This is a genomic window from Pseudomonas lini (genome assembly GCF_030812475.1).
Lineage (GTDB): Bacteria > Pseudomonadota > Gammaproteobacteria > Pseudomonadales > Pseudomonadaceae > Aquipseudomonas > Aquipseudomonas lini_A.
Genome location: NZ_JAUSSR010000005.1, coordinates 1 through 23,717 on the forward strand (window position 1 = coordinate 1; position 23,717 = coordinate 23,717).

20 protein-coding genes are annotated in these 23,717 nt (G+C 63.3%); 5 read left to right on the forward strand and 15 right to left on the reverse strand.

Annotated elements, in window-relative coordinates; genetic code table 11:
* Positions 1-161: 161 nt before the first annotated feature.
* From J2W17_RS10735 to J2W17_RS10770, 8 genes are all read right to left on the reverse strand, one after another.
* Positions 162-1,304, reverse strand: a complete 1,143-nt coding sequence (locus tag J2W17_RS10735) for an acyl-CoA dehydrogenase family protein (RefSeq protein WP_307333364.1) — start codon at positions 1,302-1,304, stop codon at positions 162-164.
* The gene (locus J2W17_RS10740) at positions 1,301-2,506 is read right to left on the reverse strand and encodes an acyl-CoA dehydrogenase family protein (protein WP_307333367.1); all 1,206 of its coding nucleotides are present in this window, start codon (positions 2,504-2,506) and stop codon (positions 1,301-1,303) included. The genes J2W17_RS10735 and J2W17_RS10740 overlap by 4 nt, the downstream gene beginning before the upstream one ends.
* Before the next feature lie 65 nt (positions 2,507-2,571).
* Positions 2,572-3,741 (reverse strand): acyl-CoA dehydrogenase family protein, encoded by a 1,170-nt coding sequence (locus J2W17_RS10745; protein WP_307333369.1) that lies wholly within the window; start codon positions 3,739-3,741, stop codon positions 2,572-2,574.
* 10 nt (positions 3,742-3,751) lie between these two features.
* Positions 3,752-4,930, reverse strand: coding sequence for a lipid-transfer protein (locus J2W17_RS10750; protein ID WP_064677291.1), 1,179 nt, complete (start codon positions 4,928-4,930; stop codon positions 3,752-3,754).
* A gap of 17 nt (positions 4,931-4,947) precedes the next feature.
* Entirely contained in the window at positions 4,948-5,367 is a 420-nt protein-coding gene (locus J2W17_RS10755) for a MaoC family dehydratase (protein WP_307333374.1), read from the reverse strand.
* Positions 5,339-6,472, reverse strand: a complete 1,134-nt coding sequence (locus J2W17_RS10760; protein WP_307333376.1) for an acyl-CoA dehydrogenase family protein — start codon at positions 6,470-6,472, stop codon at positions 5,339-5,341. Before J2W17_RS10760 ends, J2W17_RS10755 begins: the two co-directional genes overlap by 29 nt.
* Positions 6,473-6,484: 12 nt before the next feature.
* Complete coding sequence (locus tag J2W17_RS10765) at positions 6,485-7,468, reverse strand: bifunctional MaoC family dehydratase N-terminal/OB-fold nucleic acid binding domain-containing protein (RefSeq protein WP_307333379.1); 984 nt, start codon at positions 7,466-7,468, stop codon at positions 6,485-6,487.
* A 56-nt stretch (positions 7,469-7,524) separates the two neighbouring features.
* Entirely contained in the window at positions 7,525-8,310 is a 786-nt protein-coding gene (locus tag J2W17_RS10770; protein WP_064677287.1) for an SDR family oxidoreductase, read from the reverse strand.
* Between the two features lie 141 nt (positions 8,311-8,451).
* Here J2W17_RS10770 and J2W17_RS10775 point away from each other — a divergent pair, with 141 nt between their 5' ends.
* Positions 8,452-9,237 carry an enoyl-CoA hydratase gene (locus J2W17_RS10775; protein WP_128872442.1) on the forward strand — a complete coding sequence of 262 codons (786 nt, stop codon included), beginning with the start codon at positions 8,452-8,454 and terminating at the stop codon, positions 9,235-9,237.
* Between the two features lie 111 nt (positions 9,238-9,348).
* On the opposite strand, the gene J2W17_RS10780 is transcribed toward J2W17_RS10775, so the two are convergent.
* The 6 genes from J2W17_RS10780 to J2W17_RS10805 all read right to left on the reverse strand — a co-directional run bounded on the left by J2W17_RS10780 (position 9,349) and on the right by J2W17_RS10805 (position 17,858).
* The gene (locus tag J2W17_RS10780) at positions 9,349-9,696 is read right to left on the reverse strand and encodes a DUF6124 family protein (protein WP_307333382.1); all 348 of its coding nucleotides are present in this window, start codon (positions 9,694-9,696) and stop codon (positions 9,349-9,351) included.
* Positions 9,697-10,419: 723 nt separating this feature from the next.
* The gene (locus J2W17_RS10785) at positions 10,420-11,202 is read right to left on the reverse strand and encodes an SDR family oxidoreductase (protein WP_307333384.1); all 783 of its coding nucleotides are present in this window, start codon (positions 11,200-11,202) and stop codon (positions 10,420-10,422) included.
* A complete protein-coding gene (locus J2W17_RS10790) occupies positions 11,199-12,896 on the reverse strand; it encodes an FAD-binding protein (protein ID WP_307333386.1) in 1,698 nt (565 codons plus the stop codon). Before J2W17_RS10790 ends, J2W17_RS10785 begins: the two co-directional genes overlap by 4 nt.
* A gap of 8 nt (positions 12,897-12,904) precedes the next feature.
* On the reverse strand, positions 12,905-14,614 hold the full coding sequence (locus J2W17_RS10795) for an FAD-binding protein (protein WP_307333388.1): 1,710 nt from the start codon (positions 14,612-14,614) through the stop codon (positions 12,905-12,907).
* Positions 14,615-14,800: 186 nt separating this feature from the next.
* A complete protein-coding gene (locus J2W17_RS10800; RefSeq protein ID WP_307333389.1) occupies positions 14,801-16,372 on the reverse strand; it encodes an amidase in 1,572 nt (523 codons plus the stop codon).
* A gap of 52 nt (positions 16,373-16,424) precedes the next feature.
* On the reverse strand, positions 16,425-17,858 hold the full coding sequence (locus tag J2W17_RS10805) for a coniferyl aldehyde dehydrogenase (protein ID WP_307333392.1): 1,434 nt from the start codon (positions 17,856-17,858) through the stop codon (positions 16,425-16,427).
* Between the two features lie 198 nt (positions 17,859-18,056).
* Here J2W17_RS10805 and J2W17_RS10810 point away from each other — a divergent pair, with 198 nt between their 5' ends.
* The 4 genes from J2W17_RS10810 (at position 18,057) to J2W17_RS10825 (ending at position 22,710) form a co-directional block, all read left to right on the forward strand.
* Positions 18,057-19,040, forward strand: a complete 984-nt coding sequence (locus J2W17_RS10810) for a flavin reductase family protein (protein WP_307333394.1) — start codon at positions 18,057-18,059, stop codon at positions 19,038-19,040.
* Complete coding sequence (locus J2W17_RS10815; protein ID WP_307333396.1) at positions 19,037-20,374, forward strand: spinster family MFS transporter; 1,338 nt, start codon at positions 19,037-19,039, stop codon at positions 20,372-20,374. Before J2W17_RS10810 ends, J2W17_RS10815 begins: the two co-directional genes overlap by 4 nt.
* A 175-nt stretch (positions 20,375-20,549) precedes the next feature.
* Positions 20,550-21,881: an MFS transporter gene (locus J2W17_RS10820; protein WP_307333398.1), complete on the forward strand. Its 1,332-nt coding sequence runs from the start codon at positions 20,550-20,552 to the stop codon at positions 21,879-21,881.
* 124 nt (positions 21,882-22,005) lie between these two features.
* The gene (locus J2W17_RS10825) at positions 22,006-22,710 is read left to right on the forward strand and encodes an SOS response-associated peptidase family protein (RefSeq protein WP_307333400.1); all 705 of its coding nucleotides are present in this window, start codon (positions 22,006-22,008) and stop codon (positions 22,708-22,710) included.
* 82 nt (positions 22,711-22,792) lie between these two features.
* Here J2W17_RS10825 and J2W17_RS10830 read toward each other — a convergent pair whose 3' ends face one another.
* Complete coding sequence (locus J2W17_RS10830; RefSeq protein ID WP_373459974.1) at positions 22,793-23,575, reverse strand: ABC transporter substrate-binding protein; 783 nt, start codon at positions 23,573-23,575, stop codon at positions 22,793-22,795.
* Positions 23,576-23,717: the final 142 nt, after the last annotated feature.

Here is a 23,717-nt window from a genome sequence, read left to right on the forward strand (position 1 = left end):
GTTCGCCGGCAAGCCTGGCTCCTACAGCGAAGAACGATGACGCGGTTCAACAGACACACCGTGGCGTCCCGTTCGCCGGCAAGCCTGGCTCCTACAGCGAAGAACGATGACGCGGTTCAACAGACACACCGTGGCGTCCCGTTCGCCGGCAAGCCTGGCTCCTACGCGTGGGCCAAATAGCGTTCGCAATGGAAATCCCGGTCGCCCAGGCAGCCCTGTGCAACGCGGACACGCTTGAGGTACAGGCCGACATCCAGCTCGTCGGTGACGCCAATACCGCCGTGCATCTGCACCGCTTCGTTGGCGACCTTGATCGCCGTGTCGCCAGTCTTCCATTTGGCGAGGCTGACCAGTCGAGCGCGCGCGCGGGCATCGTGACTGGCGTCGTCCAGGGTCGCCAACGCGGCCATCAGGGCGCTGCGGCTCAGCGCCAGGTCGATGTACATCTGTGCGGCGCGATGCTGCAGGACCTGGAAGGTGCCAATCGGCGTGTCGAACTGCACGCGGGTCTTGAGGTATTCCAGGGTGGTCTCGAACAGTTGCTCGGCCATCCCCAGCAGCTCCGCGGCCAGGCAGGTGCGACCCCGGTCCAGCGCGGTTTCCAGCGCCGTCCAGCCCTCGCCCAGGGTGCCCAGCAGCGCGTCGCTGCCCAATAGCACCTGATCCAGTTGCAGGCGTGCGCTGTTGCGCGAATCGATCAGCGACAAGGCGCTGACGGTCAAACCCCGGGTATCGGCCGGCACCAGGAACAGGCTGATGCCTTGCGTGTCGCCCGGCTGCCCGGAGGTGCGCGCCGCCACCACATAGGCATCGGCACCGAGGCCGTCGACCACCCAGAATTTGTCACCGTGCAAGCGATAGCCCTGCACCTCAGCCTTCGCCTCAAGGACAATGCGACTCGGATCGTGGCGCGAGCGTTCGTCCACGGCCAGGGCCAGGCGCTGTTTACCCCCGATCACCGCTTGCAACCAGTGCGTCTGTTGCGCCGGATTGCCTGCCAGGTGCAGCAGCGAACCGCCGAGCACTACACTCGATAGCAACGGCGAGGCCGACAGGTTGCGGCCCATGGATTCAAAGATCGGCCCCAGGCCCTTGCAGCCGAAATCCAGGCCGCCGAAGTCTTCGGGAAACGGAATCGCGCTCCAGCCCAGCTCGACCGCGTCGTGCCACAGCGGCGCATCGAAGCCCAGGTCCACCGCGTCATCGCGCAGTCGACGCTGGGCGCTGACCGGGCTGCGGGCGGCGAGAAAGTCCCGCGCGCTGTCGGCCAGCAAACGCTGTTCATCGCTATAACGCAGGCTCATGGGGTGACTCCTTTTTTAGCGTCGGGCAAGCCCAGTACGCGCTTGGCGATGACATTCAGTTGGATCTCCGAGGCCCCGCCGGAAATGGTCAGCGCATAACTGTTCAACCAGGAACGGGTCACCGCCAGTTGCTGTTCGCTGAATGCCGTACTCTCCCAGCCGAAGGCATGCCCGGCCATGGCGTCGAGCAGTACTTCGAACTTGTCGCGCTCCTGTTCGGTGTGCACCAGCTTCATGATCGACATCAGGCCGCCGATGTCATCACCGGCCCGCGCCTCTTCCCCCATGCGCTGCACGGTCAGGTTGTAGGCATGCTCGTTCATCGCACAGGCCGTGGCCCGCGCCTGCAATGCGTGTTCACTCATGGTCTGTGGCGCCGGCACGTATTCACGCATCAAGGCCAACAGATCGAAGTGCGACGGCAGGCTGAACTCGCCGAATTTCGACATCGCCTTGCGTTCGTGCTGCAAAAGGTATTTGGCCAGGTCCCAGCCACCATTCAACGGTCCGATCAACTGGCTCTTGGGCACCTTCACACCGTCGAAGAACACCTGGCAGAACGCCGATTTGCCGCTGATCAAATCGATCGGCTGTGGCGTGACGCCAGGGCTGCGCATGTCCAGCACGATCAGGCTGATGCCTTCGTGTTTAGGCGCGCTGAAGTCGGTGCGCACCAAGGCATACATCCAGTCGGATTTGTCGCCGTAGGAGGTCCAGATCTTGCTGCCATCGACCACGAAGTGATCGCCGGCATCACGCGCGGCCATCTTCAGGCTGGCCAGGTCCGAACCGGCGTTCGGCTCGGAAAAGCCCTGGCACCAGCGCACTTCACCGCGGGCGATCGGCGGCAAAAGATCGCGTTTCTGCTCATCGCTGCCGAACGCCAGCAACACCGGCCCGAGCATCCAGATGCCCAGGTTGATTTGCGGTGGGCGGCACTTGATGCGACGCATCTCGCTTTCCAGCACCGACAGTTGTTCGTCACTCAGGCCCGCGCCGCCATATTCCTCAGGCCACTCGGGACAGAACCAGCGCTTGTCGCGCATGCGTTCGAACCACAGGCGTGCGTCTTCACAGGGAAATTGCGGGTTCTGACTGCCCCATACCACATCGCCTTCAGCCATGCCGGTGCGCATCGACAGCGGGCAATTGGCCTCCAGCCAGGCACGGGTGTCCTGCCGAAATTGCTCGATAGTGCTCATGAAAGTCCCCTTCGACCCGCCCCGGATTCGGGGCGAGTACGGTTTTTGTTTTTGATGGACGAGCTTCAGCGTTGGGTACGCGGCATGCCGAGGCCAAACTGGGCGATCAGCTCGCGCTGGATTTCATTGGTGCCGCCGCCAAAGGTCAGGGTCGGGGCAGAGCGCAATTCAAATTCCAGTTCACCCTGCAACAGCGTCGCCGCCGAGCCGCTGCGCATCGAACCATTGGCGCCGACGATCGCCGCCAGTTTGCGCAGGATCTCGATGGCCGACTCCGAGCCGAAGACCTTGGTGGTCGAACTCAGCGCGACGTTCATGCGTTCGAGCTCCAGGTCGGCGGCGATGCGCATGTTGATCAGGCGCATCGCTTCCAGACGCGCATAACACTCGGCCAAAGAACTGCGCACCCAGGCTTTGTCCATCGCCCGACGGCCCTGCTCGTCGCGGGCCCGTGACCACAGGTAAACCCGGCGGAACAGCGCCACCACCTTGTCCGACCAGGTGCCCAGGCCGAGGCGTTCGTGGTTCAGTTGCGAGGTGATCAGCTTCCAGCCACCGTGCAACTCGCCCACCAGCATCTCGTTGGGCACCCGAACGTTGTCGTAGTAGGTGGCCGTGGTTGGAATGCTGGTGGTGGGAATCAGAGTGTGGGAGAAACCCGGCGTCGTGGTGTCGACGATCAGCAGCGAAATGCCTTTGTGCCGCGCCTGGGTCGGGTCGGTACGGGCCGCCAGCCAGACGAAATCGGCCGATTCCGCACCCGACGTCCACAGCTTGTTGCCATTGACCACGAAGCCCTGGTCGTCCTGGCGGGCACTGGTTTTCAGCACGGCCAGATCGCTGCCGGCGTCGGGTTCGGAATAACCGATGGCAAACATGATGTCGCCCGCGGCGATCCCTGGCAGAAAACGCTCTTTCTGCAGCTCGCTGCCATGGGCCATCAAGGCCGGGCCCACGGTGCTGATGGTCACGAACGGCAGCGGCGCCCCGGCGATGTTGGCTTCTTCGAAGAAGATCAACTGTTCGGTGGCGGCGTAGCCCTGACCGCCATGGGCCTTCGGCCAGCCGACTGCCAACCAGCCGTCGCGGCCCATCTGGCGGATGGTCTGGCGAAACAGCTCGCCGCCTTCCTTGCCGCGCAAATGGTCGCGCAGGTCCGGGGTCATCAGGGCCTGGAAATAATCCCGCACCTTGAGGCGCAGGGCATGTTGTTCGGGAGTGAGGTCGACGAACATAGGCTGCTCCTTAAGCTGCGCCGAGAATCAGGCCGCTGGTGGGTACGCCGGTGCCGGCGGTGACCAGCACGTTTTGCACATCCGCCACCTGGTTGACCGCCGTGCCACGCACCTGGCGTACCGCTTCGGCGATGCCGTTCATGCCGTGGATGTAGGCTTCGCCCAGTTGCCCGCCATGGGTGTTGATCGGCAGTTTGCCGCCACGGGCGTGGTGTCCGGCACGGATGAATTCCTTGGCTTCGCCGCGTTTGGCGAAACCGAACTCTTCCAGCTGCGGCAATACGAACGGGGTGAAATGGTCGTAGATCACGGCGGTCTGGAAAGACTCCGGGCCCAGGCCCGACTGGCGATACAGCTCGCGGGCGACCACGCCCATCTCCGGCAGCCCGGTGATGTCGTCGCGGTAGAACGAGGTCATGCTCTGCTGGCCGTGGCTGATGCCTTGGGAACCGGCCTTGATGGTCACCGGTTTCTGCCGCAGGTCACGGGCGCGCTCGGCCGAGGTGATGACCATCGCCACGGCGCCATCGGATTCCTGGCAGCAATCGAGCAGGTGCAGCGGTTCGCAGATCCAGCGCGAGGCCTGGTGTTCTTCCAGGGTGATCGGCTTACCGTGGAAAAACGCCTGGGGGTTGGTGGCGGCAAAATCCCGCGCGGCCACTGCGATCCGGCCGAAGTCTTCGCTGGTGGCGCCATAGGTGTGCATGTAGCGCTGGGCAAACATGCCGACCCAGGCTGCCGGCGTATGGAAGCCGTGGGGCATGTACCAGCCGTAGTTGACGTTGTCGAAGGTCGGCGCCGAAGCGAAGCCGTAGTTACCGGTACCAAAGCGATACCAGGAGCGTTCGTTCATGGCGCGATACACCACCACCACTTTCGCCATACCGGTCGCCACTGCCATGGCTGCGTGCATCACCGGCCCGCAAGCCGCGCCGCCACCGTGGGGTACTTGAGAGAAAAACTTCACGTCCTTGCAACCGAGCAAACGGGCAATTTCGTATTCCGGGACCTTGTCCACGGAATAGGAACTGAAACCCTCGACCTCGCTCGGGTCGATGCCGGCGTCCTTGAGGGCACTCAAGGTGGCCTCCAGGGCCAGGCGCAATTCGGTGCGTCCGGAGTTCTTGGAAAATTCGGTTGCGCCTAGACCAACGATCGCGGCACGCCCGGAAATCGATGAATCAGTCATCTGTGTCTCTCCGGCTGTCAGGGCAGGACCAGCGCGACCGTGCCGGTCACGTGGTTGCCCATGGAATTTTTGCCGCTCAAGGTGATTTCCACCGAGCGGGTGTGCGCATCGACGCCGGTGACGCTGCCACTGAAGGTCATGCAGTCGCCGGGGTAGTTCGGTGCTCCGAGCTTGATTTTCAGCGCGGTGAATTGCGCCAGCGGCCCGGCCCACTGCTCGATGAACCGCTGCACCAACCCATTGGTGGTGAGGATGTTCATGAACACGTGGGGCGAACCCAAGGCACGGGCCGCCTCTGCGTCGTGGTGACCGGGGAAGTAATCACGGGTGGCAATCGCGCCGCCGTTGATCAGGGTCACCGTGATTGGGACGGCAAACTCCGGCAGTACTTCGCCGGGGCGCACGTCTTCAAAGCGCTTGGTGTTCTTCGAGGTCATATTTCCATCCCAGCTTGTCGTTATCGTTGAGCCAGTCGCCCAGGCGTTCCAGGTTTGCCGCCGAACCACCCAGGGCAAGGCAGAGGCCACGGCTCCAATAGAGAAAACGGTGGATCGGGTACGTCAGGTCAACGCCGATCCCGCCATGCACGTGCTGTGCGACATGGCCGATGCGGTGCCCCGCTTCACAGGCCAGCCAGGCGGTGGCCAACGCTTCGGAAGGCGCCGGCAAGCCGGCATCGATGCGGTAAGCCAGTTGCCACAGCGCCGTGCGCAAGGCTTCGACGGCGATATGGGTGTCGGCCATGCTCATCTGCACCGCCTGGAAGCTGCCGATGCTGCGTTCGAACTGTCGGCGCTCGCTGACGTAGGCCACGGTGCGGCGGATCTGCTCTTCGCTGACCCCCAGTTGCAGGGCAGCCAGCGCCGCCATGCTGCGCAGTTCCAGCCAGGCGACGGCCTCAGCTGGCAACAGCGCTGCGCCGCTCACGGTCAAGCCCTCGATGTGCAGGTCAGCCACCGCTTCGCCGTGGGTCAACACCGCCGACACCCGTTGGATTTCGGGCGCCGACAGGTCCAACAGAAGCAAGCGCGGTTGGCCGTCGACCTGCGCCAATACCAGTGCGGCCTGGGCTTGGTCACCCAGGGACAGGGCCGCGACCCGGCCATTGATCGACCAGCCCCCATCATTCGCCTGCGCCTGCAGCTCAATGCCCAGCGCACTGCTCAAGGCATCGATGGACAGACTCAACAGCGCCTCGCCGGACGCCGCCTTGGCGACCCATCCCGCACTGTCGCTGGCGTCAAAACGGGCCAGGGTCGCGGCCGCCAGTTGATGGCGCCACAACGGCACCTGGGCCAGGGCCTTGCCCTGGGCCTGTAACACCAGCATCAGCTCGGTCATGCCCAGGCCGCTGCCGCCGTGCTCCTCGGGAATGGCCAAGGCCTGCAGCCCGGTCTCGATGCACAGCGCCCACAACGGCGCCATCATCGGCTCGCCACTGGTGTCCCATTGGCGCATGTAGTCGTCATGGCAATGGTCGACAAACAGGCTGTCGGCCATTTGCGCAATGGCGCGCTGGTCTTCACTTAATTCAAAATCCATGGTGAATGGCTCCTACGCGTCTACCGGCCGGAACAAAGGCAACGTCAACTGGTCATCGAAGGTCTGGAACTCGACCTGCAAGCGCTGGCCGATCTGGAGTTGCTCGCGCTCGATACCGACCAGGCCGGCAATCAGGCGTACGCCCTCCTCCAGCTCGATCAGGCCGATCGGGTTGGGGTAATCGAACGGCGGCACCTCGGGGTAGTGCATCACCACGAACGAGTACAGGCTGGCGCGGCCGCTGGCCTGCAAGGTGTCCCAGTCGAAGCTGTGGCACTGGATGCACACCGGAGCCGGTGGATGGCGCAGGGATTGGCACGCGGTGCAGCGCTGGATCAGCAACTGGCCCTTCTCGCAGCCTTCCCAGAAGAACCGCGTGTCGTCGCTGATGCCCGGCAACGGACGCTTGGGCTTGACCGGTGCCGACTCGACTTTGGCAGGCGCCTGGGCATTGGCCGCGCGGAACTTGAACACGCGAAACAGCAACTGGCCCACTGGCTCGTCGTCGCCGGGCTCTTTTCCTCCAGGCTTTTCGACGAAATGGCTCATGACCAGGGTGACGAAGAAACCCGTGCCCAGGGCGGTGGTTTTTTCATCGCCAACCGAGTCCAGGCGCGTGGTGTAGTAGAGCTTTTCGCCCAGGCGCACCGGGCGGGTGAAGCTCAGCTCGGAGTTCACCGCCACGGTGGAGGCATAGCCGTAGGCTTCCATGTCCTTGAGCACCTCGTAAGGGTTCTCGTCGGTGGAGCCAGGTGGATAGTTGTTGGCGTGCAGGCCTTCCATGGTCCACACCTGCAACATCGCAGGCGGAGCGATCAGGCCCTCGTGGACGGTGCCCAAGGCAAAGCCCGCGTCGGTGTACAACGGATTGTCCACGCCCATGACTTCGCACCACTGGCGAATCATCGGGGCATTGACTTCGTCCCAGGCATACACGCGGCCGTACTGGCGCCCCACCAGGGCGCGCACATTGGATAGCAATTGTGGATCAGCCAAAGTCGTCTCCTTCACATTGAAGGCGGCCACCGAACCCGGTCGCCGCAATAGGTCGATCAGGTGGGCAGAACCTGCGCGGCACCGAGAAATGCCGGGCGTTCACCACCGCCATGCAGCAACAGGTTGCAACCGCTGGCGTAACTGGCCAGCGGCGATGCGATGTAGAGACAGGCGTTGGCGATGTCTTCGGCCACCGCCATGCGCGCGGCCGGAATGCCGGCCGCGACGGCGGCGATACCGGCCTCGGAGCCGTAGTGCAGATGCGACTGCTCGGTCTGTACCAGCCCCGGGCTGACCGTGACCACCCGCACCTTGGGCCCCCACTCCACCGCCAGCGATTGCACCAGCGCCAGCACCCCGGCCTTGGCCGCGCCGTAAGCGGCGGTGCCTGGCGAGGAGCGCAGCGCACTGATGCTGCCGATAAAGACGATGCAACCGCCCTGCACCTGTGCCTGCATCAGCCGGTTGGCGTGCTGGGCGACGTTGAGCGGCGCGATCAGGTTCAGACCGATGATGCTTTCATGAAACCTGGGCGACGCCGTGGCGGCGTCGGCGGAAGGGCTGCCGCCGGCGTTGTTGACCACCACGTCGAGGCGCCCGAAGTCGCGCTCGATGGTAGCGAACAGGCGTTGCAGGGAATCGTGGTCACGCACATCGGCGGCGATGAAAGTCGCGCGCTTGCCACCCTGCGCCGGCACCTGTTCAGGTTCGCGCCGGGCACAGACGATCACCCGTGCGTTCGCGGCCAGAAACCCCAGCGCGATACCGGCGCCGATGCCCTTGGTACCACCGGTGACCAGCACCACCTTGCCGCTGTAATCAAGACCCGAATGCAGCTCCATCATGTGCTCCTTTTCTACTGACAAGGGTCACTCTAGGGACGAACCGCAGGCCAAACTACGTCTGAACGGACGATGAAAATTCAACCGCCTGAACAGGACACTGGTGGCCATTTACACGTTGTCAGGTCTTCGAGAATGCTCATGTCCGACTCATCCGCTGCACCGGTTCTGCTCGAACGTCCACTGCCCGGCGTGGCCCTGCTGCGGCTCAACCGCCCCCAGGCGACCAACGCCTTGAGCCTGGAATTGCAGGCGCTGCTGTCGCGTTATTTCAGTGAGTTGGCGATTGATCCCGAGGTGCGTTGCATCGTGCTGACCGGCGGTGACAAGGTGTTCGCCGCCGGCGGCGACATCAACAGCATGGCCGGGGTCGGCGCCATCGATATCTACAAGCGCCACACCGAGCGGGTCTGGGGGCCGATCCAGCACTGCCCGAAACCGGTGATCGCGGCAATCTGCGGTTATGCCTATGGCGGAGGCTGTGAGCTGGCGATGCATGCCGACCTGATTGTCGCCGGCCGCAGCGCGCGCTTCTGCCAACCGGAAATCCGCATCGGCATCATGCCCGGTATCGGCGGCACCCAACGGCTGGTGCGGGCGGTGGGCAAGGTCAAGGCGATGCGCATGGCGCTCACCGGCCAACCGATCAGCGCCGAGGAAGCCTGGGTCGCCGGACTGATCAGCGACCTGGTCGACGATGACCAGGTGCAAGCCCACGCACTGGAGCTGGCGCGCGTCATCGCCGCCATGCCAGCCCTGGCCGCCGAGCAGATCAAGGAGGTGATCCTGGCGGGCATGGACGCGCCACTGGAAGCCGGCCTGGCCCTGGAGCGCAAGGCCAATGCATTGTTGTTCGCCTCACGGGATCAGAAGGAAGGCATGCAGGCGTTCATCGACAAACGCCCGGCGCAGTTCGAAGGTTATTAACATCTCCCGAACGAAAACGTTGATCCCCGTAGGAGCCAGGCTTGCCGGCGAAGGCATATTTGAAATCGCCTTCGCCGGCAAGCCTGGCTCCTACGGGGATCTTTTGATCTTCTATTCAGCCCGATCAATCCGATCCAGCGCCCGGTTCACCGCCAGTTCGCCCAGCATGATGACCTGGGCAATCCCCAACAGGGCGTTGCGACTCGTCCCCTCCATATGATCAGCCAGATCCAGCGCCATGACATTGGCAGAAGCCAGCGACTCACAGGCGTGGGCCAGCAGGGTTTCGGTATCGAGTTCCGGGTTGACGATGAACATGGTGCAGAGTTTGCGCGGGGTCGCCTGGATGTCGGCGGCAGAGGAAATGCGTTCGGATGGTGGGTGGGAATTGTTTGAATCGATGGTTTCTGAGGGCGTTGCCGGATCGGTGTCCGGCGGGTTTGGTGTTGGCTTAATCATGAGTGCTTCCCTTAATTAGCTGGGCCGCACCATCTCGCTACTACACGAAAGGGTGGCAGCTGTGCGCAAGTTAGTAGACCGGCAAGGGTAAGCAAAAACCGGCGCGCCCGAGGACGCCATGCGCACAGCTGCCATCAAGTGCAGGCGGATACCTGACTGATGATGCTCATGCGACCGCTTTAACCTTGGCCGGGCTACTAAACCCGATCACTGACCATCAGTGACGCGAATCAAGTTACCGAGTAGCCCCTGGGCGCACAAGCCGGCGGATTCTGGCGTAACCGTAGGCAACGACGCAAGGTGCTGTGGCTTTCGGGAAGTGACGTGAGAGCTTTCTTACAAACACTCGGAAGCGTCCTACACATCCATCAGAAACGCCCTATTTCCACCTCGACCGACTTCGTAAAGCTTGCGAGCGTTTGCACGCTGCGGTCTGTCTGTATGACCGCGTTATCGTTCTTCGCTGTAGGAGCCAGGCTTGCCGGCGAACCAGACGCTGCGGTCTGTCTGTGTGACCGCGTTATCGTTCTTCGCGGGCAAGCCTCGCTCCTACGGAAGCGTCCTACACATCCATCAGAACGCCCTATTTCCACCTCGACCGACTTCGTAAAAGCTTGCGAGCATTTGCACGCTGCGGTCTGTCTGTGTGACCGCGTTATCGTTCTTCGCCGGCAAGCCTGGCTCCTACAGGGTGGGGCGCGGTGGATTGGGTGGCAACGGCCGCTAGATACTCATCACCATCTGCCCGCTATCAATGCGCAACTCGACTCCATTGATCGCCCGGGCTTCATCGCTGGCCAGGAACAGCACGCTGGCCGCCACGTCCTCAGGCCGGCACATGCGGTTCATCGGGTCGCTGTCGATGGTCATGCGGTCCGGGTCGACGCCTGTGGGAAGGCTGCCACGGGTCATGTCGGTGAGCACGCCGTCCGGATGCAGGGTGTTGCAGCGGATGCGGTATTTGCGTCGCCGGCACAGCGCCGCTACCGAACGCGACAATGCCGCCACCGCGCCCTTGGAGGCGCTGTAAGCCAGGTAATCGTCACGCCCGGCCAGGGCCGCGACGGACGACAGGTTGATGATCGAACCACCGCTGTCCTTCATCAACGCGATGCCTTCGCGACAGCCCAGAAACACACTGTCGGCATTCACCCGCATCACCTTTTGCCACGCCTGCAGACTGGTTTCTTCAATCGAGCCGGCGATCAGAATGCCGGCATTGTTGACCAGAATATCCAGACGCCCATAGCGCTCGCGCACATGGTCGATGACCTGGCGCCACCCGTCTTCACTGCTGACGTCGTGGCGGAAAAAGGCTGCAGCCAGTCCGATTTCAGCCGCCAGGGCCTGGCCTGTCTCGACGTCCAGGTCGCTGATCAGCACCTGGGCACCTTCGGCCGCCAGCACCCGCACGCTGGCAGCGCCGATCCCCTTGGCGCCGCCGGTGACCAGCGCGACCTTGCCGTGAACCCGGCCGTTCTTGTTGTTTTGATTGAGCGTCATCATGTCGTCTCTTGTGCGAGGGTCGGCTGCAGCTGTGGATCCATGAACCGGGCGGCGGCCGCTCCGGCACGACGCCCGGAGAACACGCAGTCTGCCAGGGATAATCCGCTTATGTAGAGGTGCGAAGGAATGCCCAGCGCCGTGCGCCCCGCAGCGTACAGGCCAGGTATTGCCTGGCCCTGCCCGTCGAGCACCGCGCCGTTGCTTTCGTCCACGCGTAACCCGCCGAGGGTCAAGGCACCCAGTGGAAAGACCGGATTGGTCACGGAAATGTCGCAGGCATAAAACGGCCCCTGATCGAGCACTTGACGCCCGCCCGGCGACTTGCCGAAAGGCTCGGGCGCCTCGCCACGGGCTGCTGCGTTGGCCGCCAGTAGCGATTCGCGCAGCGCCGCCGGATTCATCCCGGTGTTGGTGGCCAACTGGCTCAGGTGCTGGCCCGTGCGCACCTTGAACAGCATCAGCACCAGGGCGGGCAAGCTTTGAAACCACCAATAGCCGCCAAACAATGCCTCGCGGATGGCTTTCTTGCGCAGCGGTGCATCCAGCACCAGCCAGGCTTTGCCGCCCTGCTCCTCCATCAAGGGTTGACCCAGGGTCGCGCCATAGACTTCTTCGTTGCAGAAACGTCGGCCTTCGCGATTGACCACGATGCCCTTGTGCCAACTGTACGGCGGGTTGATAAACCGCCAGGCCGAAACCCGCTCCAGTCCGGCGCCCTGACCACCGACGCTGGTTCCCAGGCGCAGGCCGCTGCCGTCACAGCCTGTGGCACCGACTTTGAAGTTACGCTCGAATTTCGGCGCATGCCGTTTGATCAGTTCGCGATTGAAAATGAAACCGCCGGTACTGAGGATGACGCCGTTGCGGGCGTGAACCAGCCGTGGCCGGGCGAAGTCCCGTTCGAGCTGGCCGATCCGCTGACGCAGCTTCTTGCAGTAACCCGCGGCGAAATTCTGTAACCGCTCGGCACGAGCGGCCAGGCGCGCATGCAACTGCGCTTGCGGGGTGCCGGGCGTAATGCACCACATCTCGGCACCCACCACCCGCCCCTGCGCATCAACCACCAGGCGTTTGGCTGCCGCTTGCAGCAATGGCCGGGCCCCGGCGCGCAGGCACGCGTCCTTGAGGTGCGCATATAGCACCGCGCCGCACTGGCCTTTGCCCACGGTGCGATGACCCCGTGGTGCCGGTGGCAGTGGTCCGCCATGCTGCGGGACCAGTTCGTTGCCGGAGTAATAGAGAAAGTAACCGTCAGGCGGGTACGAAGTCTTGCCGCCCGGCGGCATCTGGTGGCCATAGGGCGCACCGTGGCTTTCCAGCCAGTCGAGGTTGCTGACGCTGTCGGCGCAGAAGCGCCGCAGGGTGTCGTCGCTGACCACGTTTCGGGTTTCATGCTTGAGGTAGTCAAACATGGCTTCGGGCGTGTCGCTGAACCCTGCCGCCTGCTGATGGCGGGTACCGCCACCGGCGTAGACCACCCCGCCACTCTTGGCACTGGCACCGCCACCTGTGAATCGGTCGGCAATCAGGACATCGGCACCCAGGGCGCGGGCCTCCAGCGCCGAGCAGGCCCCGGCCGCGCCCCACCCGATAATCAATACATCGCAGTGCTCGTCCCACAGCAACGCGCTGCTGTCGGCGACCTGCAAAGGTGTCTGGATCGGCGTGCAGAAACTGTCATCGAACGTCGCCATACATCCTCCTATCGCTGGCTGGCCAAGTGGTTGGCGGCGACATAAGCGAAGGTCATCGCCGGCCCCAGTGTGCCGCCCGCGCCTGGATAGCTGGTGCCCATCACCGACGCCGAGCAGTTGCCGATCGCGTACAGGCCTGCGATGGCGGCGCCGTCCTCGCGGACCACTTGCGCATGTTCGTTGGTCAGCAGGCCGCCCTTGGTGCCGATGTCCCCGGCATCAAGACGCATGGCGTAGTACGGGCCTTTGCGCAATGGCGCCAGACACGGGTTGGGCTTGATATTGCTGTCGCCGTAATAACGGTCGAAGACATTGCCGCCGCGCCCGAAGTCCGGATCCTTACCCGTGCGCGCATAGTCGTTGACCTTGACCACGGTGGCTTCGAGACCGGCGGCATCGACGCCGATCTGTCTGGCCAGTCCGGCCAGGGAGTCGTCCTTCCAGTACAGGTTGTTCAGCCATTCCTTGCGCAAGCGGCTGTCGGGCATGATCTGGCCCGGCATCAGCGGCCCCATCGCGTAGTTAAAACGGAAATGGCCATCGAAAATCACCCAGGCCGGTACCGACTTGCCACCCGTGAGCCCGTTGTCGTTGTACATCGCATTGACGAACTCCAGATACGGCGCGGCCTCGTTGACGAAGCGCCGGCCCAGGCTGTTGACCACGATGGCGCCAGGGAACGCGCGCTCGGCAAAGATCCCCCGGGGTTTTTCCTCGCCCGGTACGGCGATGGTCGGCGCCCACCAGGCCCAATCCATCAATGCGGTGGCCGCGCCCTGAGCCAGCCCGGCTTCCAGCGCGGCACCGGTGTTGTTGCCCGGCGGTGTCGCACTCCAGGCCATGCGGGTCGGTTGCGGCAAGTATTTTTCACGCAGTGCCTGGTTCTGTTCAAAACCACCGGACGCCAGGATCACCCCGTGACGCGCGTGCAGTTGCACCTCGGCACCGTTACGCCGCACGCTGACGCCGCTGACCCGGCCGTCCTTGGTGAGCAAGCCGGCAAAATCGGTGTTGAGCCAGAGCGGCACGTTGCGGTCCATCAACGAGCGCCGCAGCGATGCCACCAGCGAGCTGCCCAGCGACGCCCGGCGGTCGATCTTGCTTTTGCGGCGCCATTTGAAATCGAGTTTGTAACGCAGCATCAGGCCCATGATCAGCAGGCGCCAGCCAAAACCACGCGCCATGACCTTGTGCGCATCCCGGGCGGTCCAGGCGATGCAGCCCATGAGCAATGTCGACGGCGAAGGTTTACGCAGGTTGTCCAGTTCGTCGCCCAACAGGCTGGTATCGAAGAACTCCGGATCCAGGGTTCTGCCGCCGGGCAGCGCGCCCGGCAGGTGCGGGTAATAGTCGGGGTATTTGGCGGCCACCGCGTAGCGTACCCGACTGGTCTGGGCAAGCTCTTCGATCATCTTCGGCGCATTGTCCAGATAGCTGCGCAGCCGGGTTTCATCGACATGTTCGCCCGCCGCGGCTTGCAGATAACGCAAGGCTGTTGCGTAAGTGTCATTGCCGTTCAGCTTGGCGAAATAGTGGTTGTTGGGGATCCAGATACCGCCGCCGGAGATCGCCGAGGTGCCGCCGTACTTGTCGCTTTTTTCCACGATCAGCACACTGAAGCCGTGATCGGCGAGGAACACCGCCGACGTCATTGCACCTGCACCCGAACCAACGACAATCACATCGTAGTGGGTCTGAGACTGAACTTGAGCCGTCATTGTTGTTATGCCATTAGCTGAGGTCAGAGATAACCGCCGACGACGCTGTGGGAGCGCTGGCGGAGTGCATCCCATGATCGGGGCTGCACTGGCCGGGCTCATCGTCAAAGCGGACTAGGAAGCCGGCCCGATGCCGGTTGCTCATGAAAGCTGCGAACAACCGGCCGAAAGTGCCAGGCAGTGCTGTCAGAGGACGGCGCGTCTGGCGGCCCAGGGACGATCCTGCTCCAGTTGACTGGCCAGGCGCAGCAGACCGTCCTCACCTCCCAGGCGGGCGGTGAACATCATGCCCACCGGCAGACCGCTATCGCTTTGGCCCAACGGCAGCGAGATGGCCGGTTGGCCACTGACGTTGGCCAGCACGGTGAAGCCGGCGCTGCCCATGGCGTGATGGGCATAGCTGTCCCAGGATTGATCCAGCGTCAGCAGGCCCAGTTGCGGGGTCAGGTTGGCGGTGACCGGCGACAGGATCACGTCGAAGCGTTCGAACGGCTGCTCCATGGTTGCGCCAATACTTTCGAACGACTGACGGGCGCGATACAGGTCTTCACCCGTGGTGGCCTGGGCGCGTTCCAGGTTGACCAGGGTGATTTTCTCCAGGTCCTGCGCCGTGGCGGCCCGCCCCAGCACCTGTTCGCGGTCGTGAATCGCGGTGCGCAATGCGGTGCCGATCACTGTGCCATGCGCACCGAACAGCTGGCGTGGATCGATGTTCAGCGTCAGCTCTTCGACTTCATGCCCCAGTCCCAGCAACTGCTTGATGGTCTGTTCCAGCGTGGCGGCAATCGCCGGTTCCAACGCCGCGCCGGTCAATGACTGGCGAACCACGGCGACACGCAACTTGCCCGGCTCGCGCTGCAATTCTTCAACATACGGCCGTATCAGCGGCGGAATCCAGTACGCACTGCCCGCTTCATGGCCTTGACCGGCATCGAGAAACAGCGCGGTATCGCGCACCGTGCGCGAGACCACATTGCCGACGCTGGCGCCAAACCAGCCCTCGAAATGCGCCGGCCCACTTGGCGTGCGATAACGGCTGGGCTTGAGCCCCACCAACCCGCAATACGAGGCAGGAATGCGGATCGAGCCGCCACCGTCGGTGGCATGGGCCACAGGCACGATCCCGGCAGCCACGGCCGCTGCCGCGCCGCCAGAGGAACCACCCGCGCTCATGGCCAGGTTCCACGGGTTGCACGTCTGCCCCCACAGCATGGATTCAGTGGTGGTGGTCAAGCCGAACTCGGGGCAGGTCGTCTTGCCGAAGGGCACGGCGCCAGCTCGCTCGTAGCGGCTGATCAGGGTGCTGGTCCGGGCCGCTGGCGGGGCGTCCTTGAACAGCCGGCAACCATTGCTGGTCGAGGTGCCCTCCAGGTAGGTATTGAGGTCTTTGATCAACACCGGCACGCCGGCCAGTGCCCCTTGGGTTTCGGTACCGGCGGAACGGCGCTGGGCTAACAGCGTGCGGGCGTAGGCCTCGTGCAGCATGTTCACGGCCTTGACCCTGGGATTCACCGCCTGGCAACGAGCCAGCGCCGCCGCCAGCAGGTCTTCGGCCTGCAGCTCGCCGCTGCGAATGGCCTGACTCATGGCCCAGGCGTCCAGCCCTTGGTAGTCACTGGCCGACAGACCCGCCGCACGGGCATCGGCAAAACGTCCCAGCAATCCGATACCCGCGACCAGGGCGCCTGCCTTGAGCACACTGCGCCGCGGCCAGCCGGTCGGCGGCGCGTTGGACAAGGTGGTTGTCGAGGCAGTCATCGGTTGGTGTTCGTTGGTTTTCATAGCGATTGTTGCGCCCTGTCGATTATTTTTATGAGGTCACATTGGCCAGCATGGCCGCCAAAAAGTGTTCGCCATACGGCGGCAAGAGCCCCCATTCGCGGCGCGGGTCATGCTCCGGCGCCTTGAACACCGTGCGCTGGTGGCTGAACTCGAGAAACCCTTCGTGACCATGGTAATGGCCCATGCCCGAAGCGCCGACTCCGCCAAACGGCGCATCGTGCATCGCCGCGTGCATCATCACATCGTTGACGGTCACCCCGCCGGACACGGTACGTTCCAGCACGTAGCGCTGCTGTTCGGGGTCTTTGCCGAAGTAATACAGCGCCAGCGGGCGGGGACGACCATTGATATCGTCAATGACCTGGTCGAGGTGTTCATAGGTGAGCACGACCATGGCGGGGCCGAAGATTTCTTCACGCATGATCACACTGTCCGGCGCCGGGTCGACCACCACGCGCAGGGGCCGGCGTCGGTCCTCGGCATTCGGCGCCAAGGGTTCGGGCAGGCACTCGACGCGTGCGCCGCGGGCCTGGGCGTCCAGTACGTAATCTTCGACCCGGTCCAGGTGCCGCTGGTTGACCACCGCCACCACGTCCGGGTTGCCGGCCACCGCAGGATTGAGTTCGCTATAGATGGCGCGCAGGGCTTCAAGGAAGGGTTCCAGCAGCGCCTTGGGCACGTACACCAGATCCGGACTGATGCAGATTTGCCCGCCATTGCAGGCTTTACCCACGGCGATGCTGAAAGCGGCTTTTTTAAGGTCGGCGCTGGCGGAGACGATGACCGGCGACTTGCCGCCCAGCTCCAGCGTCACCGGTACCAGGTTGAGTGCGGCGTTGCGCATGACCAGCCGCCCCGTCGCGGTACTGCCGGTGTACACCAAGTGGTCAAACGGTTGGGCGCTGAAGGCTTCGGCCAGTTCCACGTCGCCGGTGACGACGCCGATCTCCAGCGGGTCGAGGTGCTCAGCGAACAGCTGCGCCACCAACTCGGCCGTCCGCGGTACCACGTCCGACGGCTTGAGGATGGCCCGGTTGCCCGCGGCCAGCACCGAGGCCAAGGGGCTGAACAAGGTGAACAAAGGCGCGTTCCATGTACCGAGAATGCCCACCGTGCCCTTGGGCTGGTGCATCACCCACGCCTTGGCGCCGAGCTGATCGTAGGGCGCAAAAGGCGCACGTGGATCATCCTGCATCCAGTCCTGCAGATGGTCACGCGCATATTTGAGCGAGGCCAGGGCGCCGAGCACGTCATTCATCAACGAGAAACCGGCAGGCCGACCGCCGAAATCCAGGTCGATCGCCTCGGTCAACACGCCATGGTGGCGCACCAACAGATCGATGACTTGCTGGAGTCGGCGTCGGCGGGTGTCGGCGCTCACCGCACCGGCGCTGGCGAATGCGCTTTTTTGCCGGGATAACAGATTGGTGAGCCCTTGGACGGATGATATGACTGAACTCATTCGTGTCCCCTTGCTGGTACTGGCCCAATGGCCGGGAAGCGCCCGATGCGCTTGCCGCCACCCTAGCCTTACACCCCGCGCGACGCCTCGTCCGATCGGACGAGTAGCGAGCAAATCTGTTAGTCCGTTGAGACGATGTTGAACCGCATGATGCGACCAATACTGGCCCTACGAAAATCCCACCCCATGAGGCCAGTCATGGCAATGCAAAACGTCAGTTTCGATCCCCAGGCTTTTCGTGCCGCACTCGGCACCTTTACCACCGGGGTCACCATCATTACCACCCAGACCGAAGACGGCTCACCCGTGGGTATCACGGCCAACAGTTTCAACTCGGTGTCGCTCAATCCGCCGATGGTGCTCTGGAGCCTGTCCAAGCAGGCTCGCAGCTTGCCAGTCTTCACCAGCGGCAAACACTGGAACGTGCACGTGTTGTCCACCGAACAGGAAGCACTGTCGGGACGTTTCGCCACCCAGGGCGAGGACAAGTTTTCTGAAATCAAGCTGGACAATGGCGTCAGCGGGGCGCCGCTGCTGCAAGACTGCACGGCACGTTTTCAATGCCGCACCGCCTTCCAGTATGAAGGCGGCGACCACGTGATTTTTGTCGGTGAAGTCCTCGCCTTCGATCACAGCGACCGCGCGCCGCTGGCATTCCAGAGTGGCCAATACGCATTGGCGACCCGCAAGCCACGCAGCGAACTGCGCCTGGCCACCACGCCGCCGCCCCCCGAGTGCAGTTACACCGAGGACCTGCTCGGCTACCTTTTGGGGCGCGGACACTACCAGGTCCTCAATGCCTTGCGGCAGATGCTGAGTAACCAGCACCTGGACGAACAGGCGTTTTTTATCCTGTCGATCTTGTGTATCCGCGACAACCTGAACCTTGAGGAAATCAATACCTTCGTCAACTACACCGGTCGTGAAGTCACGCTGGCCAGCATGCGTTTTCTCGAAAACCAGCGCCTGGTGGCGTTCGAGGGCTCGCCAGAGTCACTGCGTTTCGTCCTCACCGCCCAGGGTCGCGAGGTGTCGTTGCATCAGCTGGCGCTGGCCAAGGCGGTGGAAGAGGACCTCTCGGCCAAGCTCGGCGCCGCCGATGCACAAGCCTTGAAGGTATTGCTCAAGCGCCTGATTGTCGTGAGTGACCCCGGCTTGCCGGATCTCTGGGCACCGCGATGAACGTGGCCTCGGGCATGCTGCCCCCGGCCAGGGTTGGATGGGGGAGCCACGGTTTGCTGATGCTGCTGGCCATGGTGTTTGCCGACAACTTCGTCGGACGACAGATACTCGCGGTGATGATCGAACCGATCAAAGCCGAATTCGGGGTCAGCGATACCGCCATCGGGTTGATCTCCGGCCTGGCGTTCGCGGCGGTGTACGCACTCTTGGGCCTGCCGGCGGGACGGCTGGTAGACCGCCTGCCGCGCACCCGTCTGCTGGCCATGTCGTGCCTGCTCTGGGCCGTGGCGACAATGGCCTGCGGCCTGGCCGGCAGCTTCCTTGCGCTGGCCGTCGCGCGCATGCTGGTGGCGGTCAGTGAATCGCCGACGACCTCGGCCTCGCTGTCGTTGATCGCGGACCTGTATCCCCCACAACGACGCTCATTCGCAATCAGTTGTTTTACCGCGGCACCGACGTTTTCCTCGATCATCGGTTTGAGTCTCGGGGCCTGGGTGGTGGAACACTACGGCTGGCGCAGCGGGTTTATCGCCATTGGCATGCCGGCCCTGGTGTTTTGCGCGGTCCTGACCTTTTTCGTGCGCGACCCGCAGCGTGGCCGTTGGGACCTCGCGCCCCACGCCCACTCGCCCTCTCCACTGCTGGGCATGGGTGCCGAAGCCCGCAAGCTGTGGGCGTTGCCGGCTTACCGGTGCCTGATCCTCGCGGGCGGCCTGGTCACGCTCAGCTCCTACGCCATCGGCATGTGGAACACCAGCTTCCTGGTGCGCTCCCACGGCCTGTCACTGCAACACGCCGGGCTGCTGGTCGGGGTGATCTGCGGTATCTCGGCCGGGATCGGTGGCCTGTTGAGTGGCTGGTTGAGTGACCGCCTGTGCCGCCGCCATCCACACTGGCAGATTTCCATTCCCGTGTTGGGCCATCTGGCGGCCCTTGCCGCGCTGACCCCTTATCTGCTTTGGTCCGATGCCCTGCTGGTGCGCGTGGGCGATGTACCTGTTCCGACCGCAATGCTCTGGGCCGCGCTCTATTCCTTCTTTGCCGTGTGGTGGATCGCCCCGTCCTATAACCTCGTCACCCAACTGGTGCCGGTAAATCGGCGCGGCACCGCCATGGCCCTGCAGACCATCGTCAGTACCCTGCTCGGGGTCGGCATCGGGCCACTGATAACCGGGTTGTTCAGCGACATGCTGTTGCCGCTGTTTGGCCAGGAATCGCTGCGTTACGCACTGATGCTGGTGAGCCTGCCGGTGATTGGCGCTGTGCTGTTGCTGGTGCGCACCGCGCACCATGCGTCCAGAACGGCCTATCGTCACGCTGCGACCGTCTCGTAACCCCTGCGAGGACACGAAGTCGACCGCGCAATCGGGGCTTCCCTTGGCACAAATCATGCGTATCCCAACCGCAATGAGTCGGTCATGACTACGCGGATGACACTTTTGAAGTGAGCCGTTCCAATCGCTGCCCCGATAATCAAAAGCCTACTAATGGAATGTCGAGGGGTCCAGCATGACAAGCGCAGCTCAGGTCAGCCCGCAAACACTGAGAAAAGTCATTGTCGCCGCCGGCATCGGTAATTTCGTCGAGTGGTTCGACTTCGCCGTCTACGGTTTTCTCGCGACCACCATTGCCCAGCAATTTTTTCCCAGCGGCGACGCCAGCGTAGCCTTGCTGAAGACCTTCGCGGTATTCGCCGTGGCTTTTGCCTTCCGGCCGCTGGGCGGGATTTTCTTCGGCATGCTCGGCGACAGGATCGGGCGCAAGAGAACCCTGGCCATGACCATCCTGCTGATGGCCGGTGCGACGACCTTGATCGGGGTGTTGCCCACTTATGCCGCCATCGGGGTCATGGCGCCGATCCTTTTGACCGTCATCCGTTGCGCCCAGGGTTTTTCTGCCGGGGGCGAATACGCCGGTGCGTGCGCCTATCTGATGGAGCATGCGCCCCATGATAAAAGGGCCTGGTATGGCAGCTTCATTCCGGTCTCGACCTTTTCCGCCTTCGCCGCAGCCGCCGTGGTGGCTTACGCACTCGAGGCCTCATTATCGGCCGACGCCATGGGTAGCTGGGGCTGGCGCCTGCCGTTCCTGATTGCCGCGCCGCTGGGACTGGTGGGTCTTTACCTGCGCTGGAAGCTGGATGAAACCCCCGCTTTCCAGGCGGTGACCGAGGAACATGCGGTGGCACACTCCCCGCTCAAGGAGACCTTGCGCAACCATGGCGCGGCGATCTGCTGCCTGGGGGCCTTCGTGTCGCTGACGGCGCTATCGTTCTATATGTTCACCACCTACTTTGCCACCTACCTGCAAGTCGCGGGCGGCCTGAGTCGCGCCGCGGCATTGCTGGTGTCGCTGATTGCCTTGATCTTCGCCGCGGCGATCTGCCCGCTGGCCGGGCTGTATTCGGACCGGGTCGGGCGTCGGGCAACGGTGATGACCGCCTGCGCGCTGTTGATCGTGGCGGTGTATCCCTCATTCCTGATGGCCAGTTCCGGATCGTTCGCCGCTTCCATTGTCGGCGTGATGCTGTTGGCGATCGGCGCGGTGTTGTGTGGCGTGGTCACCGCGGCTCTGCTCTCGGAAACGTTCCCCACCCGTACTCGCTATACCGCGTCGGCGATCACCTACAACATGGCCTACACCCTGTTCGGCGGCACCGCGCCGCTCGTGGCGACGTGGCTGATCAGCAGCACCGGCAGCAACCTGTCGCCGGCGTTCTACCTGATGGCGGTCGCGTTGCTCGCCCTGGCCGGTGGTTTGGCGTTGCCGGAGACTTCAAGGATATCCCTGCATGATGTGCCGACGAGGAAGGGTGGCCTAGCGGTGGACACTGCGTCCTGACAGTTTCAGCGGCGGGCGACGCTTCATTTCCTGAATCTGCAGCCCGTCGCCCCACCCTCGCCCGATCGTCACGCCTCGAGTCTCTCGCCTCGGCTACGCTGAAGTCATAGCCGGAGAACACACCATGTGCGGACGTCTTTCCCAGTATCGAGGCATTCACGATTTCGTCGCGGCGCTCGCCATTCCCAACGCCCTGATCAACTATGCCGGCGACCAGCCGTTGGCGCGTTATAACGCCGCGCCGACCACTCAACTCGCCCTCTTTCACCAGGAAGGCCAGTTTTTGCGCGCCGATATGGTGCGCTGGGGCTGGCGTCCGCACTGGGCCAAGGACCGCGCCGCGCCAATCAACGCCCGGGTCGAGAAGGTCGCCCATGGTCCGTTCTTCAAAGCGATCTGGCCGCGCCGGGCGATCATCGCCATCGACAACTGGTTTGAATGGGTCGATGAAGGCGGGCCGAAGAAGCAGCCCTACCTGATCCGTCACCGTGACCGGACGCCGATCCTCTGCGCCGCGATCGGCCAGTACCCCAACGCCGAGCATGAGCCGGGCGAGCACGACGGCTTCGTCATCATCACCGCCGACAGCGCCGGCGGCATGGTGGACATCCACGACCGGCGGCCCGTGACCTTATCGCCGGAACTGGCCCGGGAATGGCTGGAGCCCACCACGCCCATGGAGCGCGCCGAGCACATGGCGCTGTTTCAAGGCGAGCCGACCGTGGCCTTCGAGTGGTTCAAGGTGGACCGCGCGATTGGCAACGTTCGCAACCAGAGCGCCCAGGTGATCGACCCGATGGACCAGATCAATGGTGATGGCTGCATCTGACCCGCCCTGGTATGCAGCTCGACTCCCCGCGACTGGAAAACGGCCGCATGCCCAAGCATGCGTGCCGTGATGACCTCGCCGCTTACTCGCCGTAGATATCGAAATCAAAGTACTTCTGGCGAATGGTGTCGTAGGTGCCGTTGGCCCGAATGGTCGCCAGTGCCTGATTGAAGCGACCCGCCAGCGGATCGTTCTTGCGCACGGCGATGCCGATGCCGCTGCCGAAGAACTGCTCTTCGGTGAAATTCGGGCCGACGAACTCGAAGTCTTGCCCTTGCGGCCGTTTCAACAGGCTTTCATCGATCACCACCGAACTGGCCATGGTCGCATCGAGACGTCCGCCAAGCAGGTCGAGGAAAATTTCATTCTGCGAGCCGTAGCGCACCACTTCGGCACCGGCCGGGGCGAATTTCTCTGTGACGTAGCGATCGAAGTTGGTCGCGCGCTGCACCCCGATGCGCTTGCCTTTGAGCTGGGCCGGAATCTCACTGATGCCGCTGCCTTTCTTGAACACCAGGCGCGCCGGAATGCGGTAATAGCGATTGCTGAAATCGACCGATTTCATCCGCTCCGGGGTCATGGACATCGATGAAATCACCGCATCGACTTTTTTCACCTTGAGCGCGGGAATCAGTCCGTCGAACTCCTGTTCCTGCCACACGCACTGGACTTTCATCTCGGCGCACAGTGCCTGGCCGATGTCGTAGTCGAAGCCGACGATGGTGTTGTCCGGCGTTTTCGATGCGAATGGCGGGTAAGCCGCCTCAATGCCCAGGCGCAGAGGTTGCTCTGCCGCCTGCAGGTTGGCGCCGAACGCCAGCAACGAGATCAGGCCCATTTTCAATACGGTGTTTTTTACGTTCATTCATGGCTCCAGATGCGATGTTGTTTATGTCGGGCGCTCCAAAAAGAAGGCGTCCGTTATGGCAGCGGCAATGTGAACAAGGAGATGACGGCTCTGTCGGCCGCCTGCTCCGTCGTAGCGCCCGGCATCCACCCGGCGCTAT